At 58.5% G+C, this 15,326-nt stretch carries 14 protein-coding genes; 3 read left to right on the forward strand and 11 right to left on the reverse strand.

Annotated elements, in window-relative coordinates; genetic code table 11:
- The first annotated feature begins 8 nt into the window (after window positions 1–8).
- Window positions 9–668, forward strand: a complete 660-nt coding sequence (locus tag ABF757_RS04505) for a pyridoxamine 5'-phosphate oxidase family protein (RefSeq protein WP_415481110.1) — start codon at window positions 9–11, stop codon at window positions 666–668.
- Between the two features lie 154 nt (window positions 669–822).
- Window positions 823–2,160, forward strand: coding sequence for an NAD(P)/FAD-dependent oxidoreductase (locus tag ABF757_RS04510; RefSeq protein WP_415481111.1), 1,338 nt, complete (start codon window positions 823–825; stop codon window positions 2,158–2,160).
- Between the two features lie 92 nt (window positions 2,161–2,252).
- On the opposite strand, the gene ABF757_RS04515 is transcribed toward ABF757_RS04510, so the two are convergent.
- From ABF757_RS04515 to ABF757_RS04565, 11 genes are all read right to left on the reverse strand, one after another.
- The gene (locus tag ABF757_RS04515; RefSeq protein ID WP_415481112.1) at window positions 2,253–3,605 is read right to left on the reverse strand and encodes an ammonium transporter; all 1,353 of its coding nucleotides are present in this window, start codon (window positions 3,603–3,605) and stop codon (window positions 2,253–2,255) included.
- Window positions 3,606–3,918: 313 nt separating this feature from the next.
- Window positions 3,919–5,238, reverse strand: a complete 1,320-nt coding sequence (gene glnT / locus ABF757_RS04520; RefSeq protein ID WP_025859832.1) for a type III glutamate--ammonia ligase — start codon at window positions 5,236–5,238, stop codon at window positions 3,919–3,921.
- A 76-nt stretch (window positions 5,239–5,314) separates the two neighbouring features.
- Window positions 5,315–6,652, reverse strand: a complete 1,338-nt coding sequence (locus ABF757_RS04525) for an FMN-binding glutamate synthase family protein (protein ID WP_025859831.1) — start codon at window positions 6,650–6,652, stop codon at window positions 5,315–5,317.
- 7 nt (window positions 6,653–6,659) lie between these two features.
- Entirely contained in the window at window positions 6,660–7,337 is a 678-nt protein-coding gene (locus ABF757_RS04530) for a GltB/FmdC/FwdC-like GXGXG domain-containing protein (protein ID WP_415481113.1), read from the reverse strand.
- 15 nt (window positions 7,338–7,352) lie between these two features.
- Window positions 7,353–8,252, reverse strand: a complete 900-nt coding sequence (locus tag ABF757_RS04535; protein WP_415481114.1) for a class II glutamine amidotransferase domain-containing protein — start codon at window positions 8,250–8,252, stop codon at window positions 7,353–7,355.
- A gap of 105 nt (window positions 8,253–8,357) precedes the next feature.
- On the reverse strand, window positions 8,358–9,050 hold the full coding sequence (locus ABF757_RS04540; RefSeq protein ID WP_415481115.1) for a helix-turn-helix domain-containing protein: 693 nt from the start codon (window positions 9,048–9,050) through the stop codon (window positions 8,358–8,360).
- 3 nt (window positions 9,051–9,053) lie between these two features.
- Entirely contained in the window at window positions 9,054–9,476 is a 423-nt protein-coding gene (locus ABF757_RS04545) for a GNAT family N-acetyltransferase (RefSeq protein ID WP_415481116.1), read from the reverse strand.
- Between the two features lie 83 nt (window positions 9,477–9,559).
- Complete coding sequence (locus ABF757_RS04550; protein WP_415481117.1) at window positions 9,560–10,228, reverse strand: hypothetical protein; 669 nt, start codon at window positions 10,226–10,228, stop codon at window positions 9,560–9,562.
- Window positions 10,229–10,818: 590 nt separating this feature from the next.
- The gene (locus ABF757_RS04555) at window positions 10,819–11,997 is read right to left on the reverse strand and encodes an FUSC family protein (protein ID WP_415481118.1); all 1,179 of its coding nucleotides are present in this window, start codon (window positions 11,995–11,997) and stop codon (window positions 10,819–10,821) included.
- Window positions 11,958–13,502: a DegQ family serine endoprotease gene (locus ABF757_RS04560; RefSeq protein WP_415481119.1), complete on the reverse strand. Its 1,545-nt coding sequence runs from the start codon at window positions 13,500–13,502 to the stop codon at window positions 11,958–11,960. The genes ABF757_RS04555 and ABF757_RS04560 overlap by 40 nt, the downstream gene beginning before the upstream one ends.
- Window positions 13,503–13,578: 76 nt before the next feature.
- The gene (locus ABF757_RS04565; RefSeq protein WP_415481123.1) at window positions 13,579–14,748 is read right to left on the reverse strand and encodes an OpgC family protein; all 1,170 of its coding nucleotides are present in this window, start codon (window positions 14,746–14,748) and stop codon (window positions 13,579–13,581) included.
- Between the two features lie 298 nt (window positions 14,749–15,046).
- Between ABF757_RS04565 and ABF757_RS04570 the strand changes: the two genes are divergently transcribed.
- The coding region (locus ABF757_RS04570; protein WP_415481120.1) for an iron-sulfur cluster assembly protein at window positions 15,047–15,326 on the forward strand (280 nt) is incomplete at its 3' end.

Consider the following 15,326-nt stretch of genomic DNA (forward strand, 5'->3'; position numbering starts at 1 on the left):
GACAGACCATGACCGGACCGACCGCTCTCCCGCCCCCCAGCGCGCGCACCCGCGTGCGGCGCTTTCACCAGATCGCGTCTTACGACCCGCAGACCGTGCACGCCATACTGGATGCCATGCCGCTCTGCCATGTCGGATACGTGCATAACGGCACACCCATTGTCACGCCTACGCTGCAATGGCGTGATGGAGATCGTATTTTCTGGCATGCGTCATCCGCCAGCCGCATGATCGACAGCGTGCTGGAACAGGATGTGTGCGTGACTGTCTCGCTTTACGATGGTCTGGTCATGGCGCGTTCAGCCTTCAGCTACAATATCAACCACCGTTCAGTCATGATTTTCGGTCGCCCCGAAAAACTGTCCGAAGCCGAAAAATCCGAACAATTACGCAATATGGTCAACAAAACCATTCCGGGCCAGTGGGAGCGGCTGCGCCCTGTTACCGCGCAGGAACTCAAGGCCACGACCGTGCTTGGCATGTCCATTACCGAGGCCTCGGCCAAAGTGCGCACTGGCCCCCCGCAGGATGAAGGATCAGACCTCGATTTTCCCGTATGGGCAGGCGTTATTCCCGTACGTATGCAAGTGCTCCCCCCCGAGCCTGATCCGCAAAATCTGCCGGGTCTTGTCCCCCCTGCCGAAATCGCGTCCTTCCATATCGGCTGAGTGTTTTTCTGAACCGGTCAAGCGGAAGCGCCATGTTAGAAAAACATGGAGCCATGTGTGAAAAAATACTGAAAATCCTTTCATTTTTTCGCACACTACCCGCCTGTTCCGAATCCATTAAGGAAACCGGCACATCCCGGTTCAGGAGACCCGCTTGCCTACCGCTCTTTCTCCCATCACCCTGTCCGATCTGGCGCAGGGGCGTGCCGTGCCTTTCATACACAAGCCCTACTGGTGGGAAGCCATGCCCACCTTGGCGCATGACGACGCGGTCTCAGGCTTTGCGGATGTTGCTGTGGTAGGATCTGGCTTTACCGGCCTGTCTGCTGCCCTGACACTGGCGCGGGCGGGCCGATCCGTCACCATTCTGGAAGCCGGCACAGCCGGATACGGCGCATCCACCCGCAATGGTGGGCAAGTTGGCTCAGGCAATCAGAAATTCCGTGTCAAAACCCTGATCGACATGATGGGGATGAAAAAGGCACAGGCCCTTCTGATGGAAGGCGTTGCCATGCTCGACAACATGGAAACCCTGATCACAGACGAGAAAATATCCTGCTTTTTCAAGCGTTGTGGCCGTTTTCGTGGTGCCGTGCGGCCCGAGCATTACGATGCCATGGCGCGTGATATGCAAGACCTCGAACGCTATGCAGGGGTACATTCCTTCATGGTTCCGCGTTCGGAACAGCATAAGGAAATTGCAACAGATTTCTTCCATGGAGGCTCTGTTCTGCCTCAGGATGCCAGCCTGCACCCCGGCCTTTACCATGCTGGTCTGCTCGACAGGGCACAAAATGCTGGTGCACGGCTGATCTGTCAGGCCCCTGTTACCGCTGTACAGCGTGACTCTGACGGTTTTACCCTCATAACGCCACGTGGCAGCATGAAAGCCCGACAGGTCATTATCGCTACCAATGGATACCGGCAGTCTTTCAGCAGTTTCTGCCGCAAACGGATTGTACCCGTCACATCAGCCCTGATTGCAACCGCCCCCATGCCTGCTGAACGCCTGCAGGCTCTCATGCCCGGCGGGCGCATGTATGGAAATTCTGCCCGTGTTTTCTCCTATTTCCGTGCAGCCCCAGACCAACCTCGCCTGATCTGGGGGGGGCGTGTCGGCCGTGGTGCCTCTGCCAGCAGTGCCAGAGCCTATGCCCATCTAGCCCGTGATCTGCTTGATGTTTTCCCACAGGCGGGAGATCTGGCCCTTTCTCACGCATGGTCTGGACAGATTGGCTATACGTTTGATGAGTTCCCGCATCTGGGCCTGGCCCCCGATGGGCTGCATTATGCCGTAGGCTATTGCGGCACGGGTGTTTCGCGCTCCACATGGTTCGGGCGCAAGATCGCTCTACAGGTTATGGACAAGCCCGAAGGGTTTTCGGAATTTACCGGCCTGCGCTTTCCTTCTCACCCATTCCAGAAATTTGCTCCGGCCGCCGTGCCATTTTTCGAGCAATGGTACCGCCTGCGCGATACCTTCAATATCTGACCTTACGCAGGGTGGAGGGTAACCCCCTAGAGAAAACCCCCGCCAACCGAAGTTGGCAGGGGTTTTTTTACTAGATGATTAAGAAAATACCCTTAGTGGTAAACCGCTTCCTCATCACCAGTCATGGTGCTGAGGCGATAGGCCGTTTCACCATGGCAGGCCAGATCAAGGCCGGATTCTTCAATCTCGTCGCTCACACGCAGGCCACCAGTCAGGGCTGCTGCTTTCATGGCAATGAACGTCGCCACGACAGAGACCAGAATGCTGAAGCCCATGATAAAGACCTGCACACCCATCTGGGAGAGCATGTCCCGCCCTTCGCTGTAACCAACACCGCCGAGGTAGGGGGCCGCGAAAACGGTTGTGAGCAGGCCGCCGACCATCGCGCCAATACCGTGGATGCCGAACACGTCAAACGCATCATCGTAACCGAAGATGTTTTTCAGGTTATCAACAGCCCAGATACAAGCCGCACTGGTCAGCACACCCACGGCAATGGACCCGGCCGGGCTGACAAACCCGCAGGCAGGCGTAATACCAACCAGACCAGCAATAGCCCCGGAAATGATGCCAAAGGTGCTGGGGCGTTTACGATGCACCCATTCCATGATCATCCAGCCCAGAGCACCGCCAACACCGCCCAGCATGGTGTTGATAACCAGCTCGATAGCATGGCCGCTAACCGCGTAATCGCACCCGCCACAGAAAGCCAGCCAGCCCACGAACAGCATGCAGCCACCCGTATAGGTCATGGTCATGTCATGCGGCGCCATAACAACGGAGCCCAGCCCGCGGCGCTTACCAATCATGATAGAAGCAACGAGAGCCGCAACACCGGCATTCATATGCACGACGTTACCACCAGCAAAATCCTGCGCGCCCCAGTCAGCAACCCAGCCGCCGCCCCAAGCCATATGCGCCATGGGCACATAATCGATCAGGAACCACACGCCCAGAAAAACCAGAACTGCTGCAAAACGCATCCGCTCGGCAAACGATCCGACAATAATGGGCGGCGTAATGGCCGCAAACAGCGCCATGAAGAAATAATAGAGATATTCAGGTAGAACACCGACATTGTTATCCGGTGTGACACCCCGCAGGAAAATCTTGTCCAACCCGCCAATAACCGACTGAAACGGCCCTTCGCTGAAGGTGAGGGTATAGCCCACAGCCGTCCACAGGAAAATAACTAGACAGGCCCCTGCAAAAACCTGGGTCAGAATGGACAGGACATTCTTGCTGCGTGACATGCCGCCATAAAACAGGGCAAGACCCGGCAGCATCATGAGCATGACAAAAAGCGCACAGGTCGCAACATAGGCCGTGTCCGGCAGGCCATAAGCAGGTTTTGCCGCTGCATCTTCGGCCATGGCCGAAATGGGTGCCGCCAGTGAAGCCAGCGTCACGCCCGTTGGTAGTAGCTTTTTACACAATCTTAACATACAGATCCCCCCTTTTATTGGTCTCATTCAGTTGTCAGATGTACGCGACTACCAAATCTGGGAGGTAACAGCCCTATACCCTGATCATAGAAAAATCTTCTTGTGATCAGTAAAATTTCAAAAAAACTGTTACCTATCCCGTCTTTTGCTCCTTTTCCTGATATTCTATCGGCCCACGTGCCAGGACAGGAACATTTTTTATTTTAGTTTCGTAACATTATACAGCAAAGAACTCTCTTTCCAGAGTTATTTTCGATCATAGGTGAACCATACCTTATGAAGGGTATAAGCTCACCTTATCATTGAAAAATCCTTAGCAATCCATAGTCATCTGCCGTTCCCATTCGGACAGATGGCCACAATGCGCATTCCAATCTGCGGTTTTGATCTTGAGATAGGGGTCAACAAAACCATCATCCAGCATACCGCGCAGCACGGTTGATTCGTCCAGCGCACGCAGGGCGTCAAGCAGGTTCAGCGGCAGGCGCATGGCGTTCTGCACCTTATAGCCTTCAAGATACATGTTGATATCCAGCGGCTCACCGGGGTCACGCCCCTGCTCAATACCATCCAGACCAGCCGCCAGCAGGGCAGCCTGCAACAGATAGGGATTGGCCGCGCCATCGGGCAGGCGCATTTCAAACCGGCCACCGCCCGGCACGCGGATCATATGCGTGCGGTTATCCCCTGCATAGGTAACGGTGTTGGGTGACCAGGTTGCCCCCGAAACCGTGCGCGGCGCGTTGATCCGCTTGTAGGAATTAACCGTGGGGTTGAGAATAGCACACAGCGCCTTGGCGTTATGGATCAGCCCGCCGACAAAGTTATACCCCTTGGCCGACAGTTCCATTTTATCCGCCGGATCGCGGCAGATATTTTCATCACCCTGCCACAGCGAGATATGGGCATGGCAGCCACTGCCTGTCAGGTGCATGAAAGGCTTGGGCATAAACGTTGCCCGCAGGCCGTGTTTTTCAGCAATAGCGCGCGCCATGAACTTGAAAAAAACATGCCGATCGGCTGTCACCAGCGCATCGGCATATTTCCAGTTCATTTCAAACTGGCCGTTGGCATCTTCATGGTCGTTCTGATACGGCTCCCAGCCAAGAGACTGCATGGCGTCGCACAGTTCGGCAATCACGTCGTAACGGCGCATCAGGGCTGATGCATCATAGCAGGGTTTGACGCTGGAATCGTGCTCGTCACCAACCTGAGCACCATCGGGGGTGACCAGAAAGAACTCGGCTTCTACACCAGTCTTGACCGTAATGCCCTGATCGGCTGCACGCTTGATCAGGCGCTTGAGCGTGTTACGCGGCCCCTGCGTTACGTACTGGCCGTGCATTTTCAGGTCTGCGGGCAGCCAGCCGACTTCGGGCTTCCAGGGAAGCTGCACAAGGCCCGAAGCATCAGGGATAGCCAGAAGATCAGGATCGGCGGGAGACATATCGAACGCCGCCGCAAAACCGGCAAAGCCCGCGCCATTTTTCTGCATATCGGCAATAGCCGAAGCGGGCACGAGCTTGGCGCGCTGCGCGCCGGAAAGGTCGATAAACGAGATCAGAAAATAGCGAATACCCTTTTCACGGGCCACAGTTTCTAGATCGTAACATTTTTGTTGGACGTTATCCATTGGTGCGCTTCCATTCCTTAACACTGCTTCCCCCGGCTGGTGGCACGGGGGAAGTCCTGTCTTGATCAAACGCCTTTCAGAAACCGGCCTTGCCCGGGTACCAGTCTGTTCCCGCCAGAGGCAGGCGCGTCATGGCGGCTGCCTCGATTGTCAGGGCGACTAGGTCTTCGGGTTCAAGGTTATGCAGGTGGCTTTTGCCACAGGCCCGCGCGATGGTCTGGGCTTCCATGGTCAGAACCGAGAGGTAGTTGGCCAAACGCCGCCCACCCAGAATTGGGTCCAGCCGTGCGGCCAGCGTGGGGTCCTGCGTTGTGATCCCTGCCGGGTCGCGGCCATCCTGCCAGTCATCATACGCGCCGGGCACTGTGCCAAGCTTGGCGTATTCAGCCGCCAGATCGGGGCTCTGATCCCCCAGCGCCACAAGAGCCGCGGTGCCAATGGCCACGGCATCAGCACCCAGCGCCAGCGCCTTGGCCACATCGGCCCCGGTGCGGATACCACCAGAGACAATAAGCTGCACCTTACGATGCAGGCCCAGATCCTGCAGCGCCTGCACCGCCGGACGAATAGCGGCCAGAATAGGCAGGCCAACATGCTCGATAAACACTTCCTGCGTTGCCGCCGTGCCACCCTGCATGCCATCAAGCACCACAACATCGGCCCCTGACTTCACCGCGAGCGACACATCGTAATACGGACGGCTGGCACCGACCTTGACGTAAATCGGCTTTTCCCAGTTGGTGATTTCGCGCAGTTCTTCGATCTTGATTTCCAGATCATCCGGGCCAGTCCAGTCCGGGTGACGGCAGGCAGAGCGCTGGTCGATCCCTTCGGGCAGGTCGCGCATCTGTGCCACACGCGGGGAGATTTTCTGCCCCAGCAGCATACCGCCACCACCGGGCTTGGCACCCTGCCCCACCACGATTTCAATCGCATCGGCCTTCCGCAGGTCATCGGGGTTCATGCCATAGCGTGACGGCAGATACTGATAAACCAGCGTAGAGGAATGACCGCGTTCCTCAGGTGTCATGCCACCATCACCCGTGGTGGTGGAGGTTCCTACAGCGCTGGCGCCACGGCCCAGAGCTTCCTTGGCCTGCGCGGACAGCGCGCCAAAGGACATGCCCGCGATCGTGACCGGGGTTTTCAGGTGGATAGGCTTTTTGGCAAAACGCGTGCCGAGCACAACATCCGTGCCACAACGCTCACGATAGCCCTCAAGCGGATAACGCGACATGGACGCGCCAAGAAACAGCAGGTCATCAAAATGCGGCAGTTTGCGCTTGGTGCCACCACCACGGATGTCGTAAATGCCTGTCGCGGCCGCACGCTGGATCTGCGAGACGGTGAACGGATCGAACGTGGCGGAAAACCGGGGCGTTGTCTTTGTGTAATCGTGATGTTTTTCAGTCATGACAGCCTCAGTATGCCGATGCGTTATCGACGTTGAAGTGATAGAGCGTGCGGGCCGAGCCATAGAGCCGGAACTCTTCAGCCTTGCAGTCCGTTATACCGGCCTGTTCGAGCAGGGCTGTAAGGATGGCGAGGTCTTCGGCCTTCATTTCCTTTTCTTCACAATCCGCCCCAAGGCTACGCACCTTACCACGAACGAAAATACGTGTCTCGTAAAGGGAATCTCCGAGCGCTTCGCCAGCATCCTCACAAACCACCAGATTGCCGCTCTGCGCCATGAAAGCACTCATGTGGCCAATGGAGCCACGCACGACAATATCGACACCCTTCATGGAAATACCGCAGCGTGCACCGGCATCACCCTCAATCACCAGCAGGCCACCATGGGCCGTGGCCCCGGCGCTGGAGCTGGCATTGCCCGTGACATGCACCCGCCCACTCATCATGTTTTCTGCAACGCCCTGACCGGCATTGCCGTTGATAACCACGCTGGCTTTCTGGTTCATACCCGCAGCGTAATACCCGGTATGGCCTTCAATCGTGACCTCAATCGGCTGGGTCAGCCCCACGGCCAGCGCGTGCCGACCATTAGGGTTGGAAACCTTGCATTGCGTACCAGCACTTTCCGTCTGCAGGCGGCTGTTCAGCTCACGCAGCGTGGTCGTATTCAAATCTATCGTCTGCATTGCTTCAATCCCGCCTTACGCTGCGTGTTCCCAATGATAAACCCGCTGCGGTTCCGGCTCGAACACCTCAGCACTGGCAATGCCCGGCAGACCGGCAAACGCGCGATATTCCGAGGCAAACGCCACGTAATCATCCGTCTCGACCATGACAGCAGGCTTGCACGCCACCGGATCGCGCAGAACGGCAAAGCCATCACGCGTACCGACGACAAAAGTATAGAAACCATCAAGATCGTTCAGAGACGCCTTGAGAGCCTGATCAAGCTTTTCGCCCTTGGACAGGCGCCAGGACAGATAACCCGCCGCCACTTCGGAATCGTTTTCCGTCTCGAAGCGCAGGCCTTCGCGTACGAGCTGGCGGCGCAGGGAGTTATGGTTGGAAAGCGAACCGTTATGCACGAGGCACTGATCCGGCCCGGTGGAGAAAGGGTGTGCGCCAGCGACTGTCACGGCTGATTCTGTCGCCATTCTCGTATGGCCAATTGCGTGTGTACCACTCATTTTTTCCAGAGCGAAACACGAAGCAACCTGTTCGGGCAGGCCCACGCCTTTGTACAGTTCAATGCTCTCGCCGCTGGAAGCAAAAGCCACGCCATCGGCAAACATATCGACATAGGCGCGCACGGCGGGTTCATGCTCGGCAGCATAGGTCAGGATTACGTGGTCATGGCGCTTGTGAACTTCGCCGCTACCACCGATAATTTCCAGAAATCCAGCTTCAAACGGGCCGATATTGCCATCGGACAGGCCGCGCACGGTCATCTTGCGCTGGCCTTTGCCAGCACCGTTATAAACAGCAAAGCCCGCGCTATCGGGGCCGCGCTCGGTCATGGTTTTCAGCATCTGGGACGTCAGACGCCCCAATTCAGGCTCAAGCGCCCGGTTTTTGATAAACAATCCTACGATGCCGCACATCGCAAACCCCCGAAGAGCATGGAACAACTGTCACCATACAATCAGAAGACGAAACGATGTGTCAACGGTAAAGAATAAAACTTTCCTATCAGGAAATATTCCGTTTTATTCACCCTGTCGGGGATACACGATGATCGACAGATAACTAATTGGTTTTTCAATAAATTTTTCAGGGCCATGCGGGGCCTGACTATCGAACATCAGCGTATCGCCCGGGCCCATTTCGTACACTTCCTCCCCGTGCCGATAGGCTACACGCCCTTTGAGCATGTACAGCATTTCGATTCCCTGATGCCTGAAGCTGACATAAGGCTGGGCATCGTCATGCAGCGTAATCAGATACGGCTCCAGCACCAGCGGCCCGCTGAGCAGATGGCCCAGCAACCGGTAATGATGCCCGGCCTTGGTGCCGCGCCGCTCAATAGCCACACCCTGCCCCGCCCGCACAAAAGAACAGTCGCGCTGTTCCTCCGCAGTAGCAAAAAGCTGGCTAAGCGGAACATTGAGTGCGCGGCAAACAGCCTGCAATGTGGAAAGTGATGGAGAAATCTGGCCATTTTCTATTTTTGACAACATGCCGAGCGAAATGCCCGCCGCTGTCGCAAGGTCGCTCCCGGTCAACTCCGCGCGGCGGCGAAGCTGACGGATCTGCGCGCCCAGAGATTCCTCAAGTGTCAGTTCCCTCGCGGGGCTAGCCAGAGACCCTGTTGCGAGAACTGCGGCCTGATTTTCATCAGTATTTTTGGGTGATACTGGCTTGCGGCCCGCCGTTTGGCGGCGTGTCACTGGAGTTGCCATGCTTCATCCTACCCTGCGCCGCATGGAGGGAGCCTGATGCAGCTCAAATCCGAGCTGTTCATAAAACGGCACGGCGGTATCGCGGGCATCCAGAAACACAGTACCCATGCCGCGTGCCGTGGCTTCTTCCTGCGCGTAGGCCATAAGAGCGCGGCCTATGCCCTGCCCACGGCAAGCGGCATCCACCACCAGATCATCCACATGCAAAAAAGCGCCACGCGCAAGCGTATGTACGGGCCGCAGCCCTATCACGCCCACCAGCATCCCGGCCTCAAATGCGCCGATCAGCTCATATCCGGCAGCCATCTGCCGCAACACCGCCTGCTCGAACGAAGCCCTGTCGAGCGTTCGTAATTGCGCGATAACCGGATAAGCCTCCGGTATTTCCCGCGAGGCAAGACGCCGCACCACAAGAGAGTCTGTCACTGCTTCCTCCCCGGTTTTATCCTGTACCGGCCAGCCTGTGGGGAATAATCCCCCATCAGAACCGGCCGGGCAGACAAGCTATGTTACTGCGCGGCGGGAGCGGGAGCCGGAGCAGGTGCGACAGAAGGAGCAGCAGGAGCCTGAGGAGCCGCGGCAGGCACGGTTTCGTTGGTGATCACGTAGGAAATTGATTCCATCCGCGTCATGTCCACCACGTCACCCACTTTCAGCGTAGCCAGAAAATCCTGCATGGCTTTGGTGTGCAGAACGGCCACATGCAGCGCGTTATCATCAGTCACGAAGGAGACGGAATGTGTCTTGAGGTCGATAGCCTGAATGGTGGCGCGCTCACGGTTGAAGGCGGCAATCACACCACGCGGGTGACCATGCGCAAAGCCGCGCGCCGTTGTCAGGGTGGATTCAGGCAGGGGGCTGCCGGGAGGTGCCATATCCGCGCCCAGTGTTTCCACAAAGGAAATCCGCAGGTGGTCGCCTTCATGCAGGTGCGGCAGATCGCTCACGCCCGCACCATATTCGATGGTGATCAGGTGACCATTATCCTCACGCAGGAGAACTTCACGCGCTTCACGGTCCACCGTTTCCACAATGGCGCTGGTCTGCTGGTGCTTCAGCAGTACGGAGGCCTGCGCATGAGCGGCTGAAGAAGGTAGCACCGCCCCACCAAAGGCGCACAGGCCGGTTGCAAAGAGTGCCAGAGCCTTGAAAGAAAAACGCGGAGCATGAATGTGCATGGTCTTCAATCCTTTCCATCATCAGCCACAAACAGCGTGCTCCCGGCATGGGGCCACAGGCCCCTTCCGCACGATGAGCCGCCCGACTGAATACGATCCGTTATTCTGACCATAACACACGCAAAGACAAAGCGTTATTCGTTAGCGCCGGTCGTTTGTGTCTTTAGCGCACTGATACAAAAAAACCCGCCCGGCGAACCGGACGGGCCAGAGCCACTCCCGAACAAGAACCGGGACGACCGGCTTTGCCTTAGCCGCAGCACTTCTTTTTACGGAAGAAATAGAATGCGCTCGCGATCAGACCAACCAGAAGCAGGCCACGCACGCAGGGAGATTTGGGGCATTTCACAGGACAATTTGCCATGGGGAGGTATCCTTACAAACTCATGTTCAACCTGTTGGGGCACAGGTTGGCACGAGTTTACCCCATCCTCCCCCTCCCGTCATGCCACTTGTCCGCTCCGTGGTGCCCGGCAGGGCTGGCATGTCCGCCAAAGCCCGATACGGCGCCGCCTCCATACCCGCTGCAAGCAATGCGCCGTGGCGTACGAATCGTCTGTTACCCGGTCATATCTGTGCCCGAAATTTTTTCAGGCAGTTTTAGCACGCCGCGTGAACAGGGAACGCCAGCTGCTCCAGTAGCGGTTTTTGGGCATCCTGTCGGCATCATCATCACCCAGAAGCTGAATAAGGTGGCGCAAGTCTGTCAGCAGGATACCGACCACAAAGCGGATAATCGGATCACTCGTGCCCGTAGCAGACGGTAGGGCCGCGATTACTTCCGCCGCAATCCGGTTATCCTCACCCGTACGGGCCACGGCCTCGCTCTCACAACGCTGGATGATCCACTGAAACCCCCGCAACATGCCCGCCCGCAACGAGGCAGCGGACTGCGCGGGCAGCGCCACCCCGCTATCAGGCAGGCTAAGCATGGCGCGCGCCACCACCAGCGCATCCATCTGCAACTGCCGCAGGCCATTGGGCAGGCGGGCCAGCATGGGGTCTCGCTCTTCCAGCGGCACCCAGTGCTCGCGCCGCGCTTCTTCCAGTGCTGCATGCACCAGACGGAGCGAGGCCGCGCATTCGTCGTTCATGTCCTGAATAACGGACCATTCGACATGGCCTGCACGCGCCTTTTGCAGCATGGCCAGAATCTGGCGCACCGTTACGGCCGCACTCCGAAAAGCATCACGCCGGGCCTGCTCATGCAGCACCACATAGGTTACAAGTGTTGAAGCACTCACCCCGATCATAATCGCGAGCACCCGCTCGATCGGGCGCATATAGGGGCTGTCATCCGTCGGAAACAAAATGGCAATCATGAGCGTGACAATGCCCATGCGCGCTTCAGGCTTGAACGACACCAGCACAACCAGCGGCACGAAAGCCAGCGCGAACGCCCACCATAACGGCCAGTGCAGAAACATCATGAGCGTAATGGGAATAACGCTGACCGAAGCGCCGATCAGCGTACCCACCAACTGGTCACGCCCTTTGGAAATTGTGTCCGTAATGCTGTTCTGGGTCACGATAACCGAGGTAATCAGCGCCCAGCCCGGTTCCTGAAGGTTGATCAGCCACGCGGCCACAGCCGAAACGCCCACCGCACTGAGCAGGCGTATAGACTGGCAGAAGGCGGATTCGACACGCCAGCGCCCCAGAGAAGACAGACCGGGCAAGGTCATCAGCCAATGCCGCAGCTTTACCCACCAGTGTGCAGTCGAGAGGCTCAGGGTGTGGTCTCCCCTCCCAAGGGGAGCGGAATCCACCGCACGCCGTCCGTATCATGCACCAGCAGCAGCGCCGTGCGCCGGTGGTCCTTACGGGCGGCATCCAGCCTCTGCTTGAGGGCCGCAGGGGTTGTCACCTCCGCCTGCTGCACCTCGGTAATGACATCGCCTTCCTTCAGGCCACGTTCGGCGGCAATGCCGTCTTCGCGCACAGAATTGACCAGAACACCCTTCTGGTTGGCGGGCAGATTATATTTCTGCCGCGCTGCCGCATCGAGCGCCGAAACCGAAAAACCGAAATCCGAAAAACTGACCGTGGCAGGCCCCTTGGGTTCCTGCACGGGCTTTGCCGGGGGTTCGTCCTGCGTTTCAGGCAGGGCCCCCACAACCAGCGTGACATCACGGGTTTTGCCGTGCTGCCACACACTCAGCCGGGCCTGTGCCCCAACCGGCAACTGCGCGGACAGGCGCGGCAGGGCGCGACCATCCACCGGCTTGCCATCCAGCGTGAGAATGACATCGCCCGTCTTCAGCCCCGCCTTTTCGGCTGGGCCATTTTTTTCCACGCCCGCAACCAGCGCGCCCCCGGCGGATTTCAGGCCCAGCCCCTCGGCTATGTCCTGCGTAACCGTCTGTATCCGCACGCCCAGCCAGCCACGCGAGACCTTACCGTTCTTGCGGAGCTGCTCGAGCACACCGCGCGCCTCGTTAGCCGGAATGGAAAAGCCAATGCCGACCGACCCACCCGAGGGAGAGTAAATGGCCGTGTTCACGCCAATGACGTTGCCTTCCATATCGAACAGCGGGCCACCGGAATTACCCTTGTTGATGGGCGCATCGGTCTGGATGAAATCATCATACGGCCCTTGGTCGATATTACGCCCGCGCGAAGAGATGATCCCTGCCGTAACAGTACCGGACAGGCCGAACGGATTGCCGATAGCCAGCACCCAGTCTCCCACGCGGCGGCGGTCACTATCCCCAAAGGACACAAAAGGCAGCGGCGTGTGGCTGTCCACCTTGAGCAGCGCCAGATCCGTCCTGTCATCATGGCCGATCATGCGCGCGGTCAGCACCGTGTTGTCCTGCAGGGTCACGGTAATGCGGTCCGCCTTGCGGATCACATGATTGTTGGTGACGATATACCCCTGCGGATCGATGATAAAGCCAGACCCAAGCGCCTGCATGCGCCGGGGCGGAGCGTTGGGGTCGGTCTGGCGGTTCATGAAGTCATGAAAGAACTTCTCGAACGGTGAGCCACGCGGGAAGTCAGGCACCTGCGAGGGCTGGTCGTCATCATCCTCATCATCACCATCTCCTTCGCCGCGTACTGTCTGGGTGGTGGACACGTTCACCACGGCAGGCAGCAGGCGGGCCGCCAGATCGGCAAAACTTTCCGGCACGGGGCGCGGAGCCCCCGCTACGGCCACAGGTGCCGCAGGCGCTCCGTCCGCCCGTGCGGCCCCTGTTCCTGTCCAGACGACGCCCCCCAACAGCACACCGGACAGCAGAATAGCGCGAAACGGGGGGGGGGACAGAAACATGGGCAAACACACTTTCACGTCATGGATAGACTTGCGGGTATGGTAAGCCAATCAAACGCAGGCCAGCAAGACCGGCTCAGGCGGAGTGGACGACCGGCCGCCCCACACCACGCCGCTGGTCAAGCCAGAAGGCGAGGCTCAGCAGCACGCCCAGCCCCACCACATTCACGCCCACCTGTAGCGACCACATATCCCCAAACGTGCTGAACACCAGACGGGCCAGCAGGTCGAGCACAGTGCCAATAACGAATACCTCAAGCGAATGGCGGCCCACACAGGCCAGTATCTGCCCCACCACTGTCTCGCCCGACCAGCGCCGCGCAGCGGCAGAAGACTGCACCAGATAGAAAATGGCCAGCACATCCAAAAGCCGCAAAGGCGAGAGCCACGCCTTGGCCGGGGCCACGGCATCGCCAAAAGGCCGCAGGTCAGGCAGGTTCCACTGCATCCACGGGAATGCCTGCAGGGCTGAAAACGCCAGATAGGCCCAGCATACGCCCACCAGCCAGCGCAGCCGGGCAAAATCCTTTCCGCGCCGCTGTGTCCGCTCGGAAGCTGTCAGCCCCAGCGCGAACAGAAACTGCCAAGCAAACGGATTGAAATACCAGCCATCCGGGTCGAGCCAGTTTGGAAAATTCACCGCCGGGTCAAGGTTGACCAGCGCCCAGATTGCTCCGGCCAGCACAAGGGCAAGGGAATGCTGTACCCGCATGAGCAGGTAAAACAGCGGAAAGCCCGCCAGCAACACAATATAAAGAGGCAGGATATTGAGGTTACTGGGCAAGGCGTCAAAACTCATGACCCGCCACACCCAGCTCATGCCATGCGCCAGTTCGGGCTCCAGATAATCAACCGAAACCGGCGTAAAATGCCGCCACAGGCGGATAATGAACACATAGGCCACAACCATAATTGTCTGGCCTATGTAAAGCTGCACACAGCGCCGCAGCAGGCGGCCCAGTGTTACGCGCATGCCGTATTTGCCAAAGGCCCGCCCGTAAGCCAGCCAGGACGCATATCCCGCCAGCAGCACGAACACCTCCGCCGCATCGGCAAAGCCGACATTGCGCATGGTAAAGCGGTTGAGCAGGTTCTGGGGAATATGATCGACAAACATCATCAGCAGAGCAGCACCCCGCAGCGCGTCCACCCGATGGTCACGCCCCCTAAGGGACAGCGCATGCGACGTTGCGGCCAGCCTGTCGCGCAGGCCTGCTGCCAGACGCCACCAGGCACCATCCTGCATTCGATCCTGCGTTACAGGTGCATTCTGCGGGTTTTCCACCTGCTGCATACCCGCTCTGCCTCTCTCTCCCATGCCCGGCATCGTATGCTTGTTACGCACGCCAGTTCCTGTTCCTTATAGCCCGAGGCTGCCGCCCATCTACCCATCCCGCCTAATCTGTGCCAGAAAAAATATGGCCTCTTTCCGCCCGCAGACGGAAAAAACAACACGCGCGGCCTTTTTCCCCTCCCCCTTTTTCAGGGCCGCACCCTCTGCCTTGTTCCGCAAGGCGTGACCCACCAGCATCAGGATCAGACCCGTGGCGCAGAACGCTCCCTTCTCCCCCGACGATATTCTCAGCCTCCTGCGCCAGGCTCAGGACCCCGCCACGGGTCTGTCTCTGGCGGAAGCAGGGCGGGTGCAGTCGTGCTCCTACGAACAGGGGCGACTGGCGCTGACGCTTGAAGTCCCGCGCGATCAGGCGGATGCGCTGGCGGCCCTGTGCCCCGCGGCCGTTGCCAAGCTTGAAACCCTACCCGGCGTGCAAACCGCCAGTATTGTCCTGACCGCCCACCGCCCTACGGGAGCCCCCGCACCCG

The organism is Acetobacter papayae, from assembly GCF_047721125.1.
Taxonomy (GTDB): Bacteria; Pseudomonadota; Alphaproteobacteria; order Acetobacterales; family Acetobacteraceae; genus Acetobacter; species Acetobacter papayae.

Coding starts and splice junctions, on each gene's coding strand:
- ABF757_RS04525 (WP_025859831.1), bottom strand. CDS start 6,652: ATGACTGAAAAACATCACGATTACACAAAGACAACGCCCCGGTTTTCC.
- ABF757_RS04550 (WP_415481117.1), bottom strand. CDS start 10,228: ATGCACATTCATGCTCCGCGTTTTTCTTTCAAGGCTCTGGCACTCTTT.
- ABF757_RS04515 (WP_415481112.1), bottom strand. CDS start 3,605: ATGTTAAGATTGTGTAAAAAGCTACTACCAACGGGCGTGACGCTGGCT.
- ABF757_RS04540 (WP_415481115.1), bottom strand. CDS start 9,050: ATGGCAACTCCAGTGACACGCCGCCAAACGGCGGGCCGCAAGCCAGTA.
- glnT (WP_025859832.1), bottom strand. CDS start 5,238: ATGGATAACGTCCAACAAAAATGTTACGATCTAGAAACTGTGGCCCGT.
- ABF757_RS04535 (WP_415481114.1), bottom strand. CDS start 8,252: ATGTGCGGCATCGTAGGATTGTTTATCAAAAACCGGGCGCTTGAGCCT.
- ABF757_RS04530 (WP_415481113.1), bottom strand. CDS start 7,337: ATGCAGACGATAGATTTGAATACGACCACGCTGCGTGAGCTGAACAGC.
- ABF757_RS04560 (WP_415481119.1), bottom strand. CDS start 13,502: ATGTTTCTGTCCCCCCCCCCGTTTCGCGCTATTCTGCTGTCCGGTGTG.
- ABF757_RS04565 (WP_415481123.1), bottom strand. CDS start 14,748: ATGCAGGATGGTGCCTGGTGGCGTCTGGCAGCAGGCCTGCGCGACAGG.
- ABF757_RS04505 (WP_415481110.1), top strand. CDS start 9: ATGACCGGACCGACCGCTCTCCCGCCCCCCAGCGCGCGCACCCGCGTG.